The 405-nt window shown below is 69.9% G+C and carries 1 protein-coding gene; it reads left to right on the top strand.

Translation table 11 applies throughout. The annotated features are described in order from the left end of the window. Positions 1-281 (top strand): DUF1403 family protein (locus EOA33_RS38570; protein ID WP_348628309.1); only part of this gene is annotated, 281 nt, incomplete at its 5' end. Between the last annotated feature and the right edge of the window lie 124 nt (positions 282-405).

The following is a 405-nucleotide window of genomic DNA, read 5'->3' as shown; positions in this document are numbered from 1 at the left end:
CTGCCGCCAGGCGCCGCCAGCAGCGGTGGGCCGGCGCCTGGCGGCAGCGCCCGGCGCTTGCGGCGGCCGCTGCCACGGCCAAGCAGGCCGGCCGTGTCGAGGATGAAAGCGCGCTGCGCGATTCTTTTGTCCTCGCCCGCCCCAGCGATATTTTGTCAGGATCTACGACCCTCGGCCCCGCCGGGCTTTTGCTGCTCGCCTGGCGCCGACTGGCGGCTCGGCCCGGGGACGAATTGCTGACGGAGAAAAACCTCTGGAAGAGTTCGGCTACGCCCGGATGATCAGGCGGTCAGCGATCTGGCGGATGATCTTCGGCAACTCGCGGCCGGCGCTGGCGTGGTCGCAAGGCTGACCGGCACATTCATGGCCGCCGAGCGTCACGGCTTTGGGCGCGCAGTAGGAGCC

The organism is Mesorhizobium sp. M4A.F.Ca.ET.050.02.1.1 (assembly GCF_003997725.1).
Classification (GTDB): domain Bacteria; phylum Pseudomonadota; class Alphaproteobacteria; order Rhizobiales; family Rhizobiaceae; genus Mesorhizobium.
The sequence above is the reverse complement of the archived record's forward strand: the minus strand, read 5'-3'. Positions and strand labels throughout refer to the sequence as shown.